Raw genomic sequence first — 445 nt, 5'->3', positions numbered from 1 at the left:
GTCATCGCCTCCTTCGGGCACATCCGCGACCTGCCGCCCAAGGACGGCTCGGTGGATCCCGAGCAGGATTTCCGCATGGTCTGGGAACTGGCCGACCGCGGGGCGAGCCGGGTCTCCGAGATCGCCAAGGCGGTCAAGGGCGCCGACAAGCTGATCATCGCCACCGACCCGGATCGCGAGGGCGAGGCGATCTCCTGGCACGTGCTGGAGGCGCTCACCGCCCGCAAGGCGCTCAAGGGCATCCCGGTCGAGCGCGTGACCTTCAACGCCATCACCAAGGCGTCGGTCGAGCAGGCGATGCGCAAGCCGCGCGAGATCGACCAGGCGCTGGTCGACGCCTACCTGGCGCGCCGCGCGCTCGACTACCTCGTCGGCTTCAACCTCTCGCCGGTCCTGTGGCGCAAGCTCCCGGGCGCCCGCTCGGCGGGGCGCGTGCAGTCCGTTG

1 protein-coding gene is annotated in these 445 nt (G+C 70.8%); it reads left to right on the top strand.

The window, feature by feature from the left end:
• Window positions 1-445, top strand: a 445-nt coding sequence (locus ACU8YC_RS27720; RefSeq protein WP_446896358.1) for a toprim domain-containing protein, incomplete at both ends; no start/stop codon positions are given.

It is taken from the genome of Citrobacter sp. VF227, from assembly GCF_052950715.1.
Note: the sequence above shows the minus strand (reverse complement) of the source record. Positions and strands in the feature narration are given on the sequence as shown.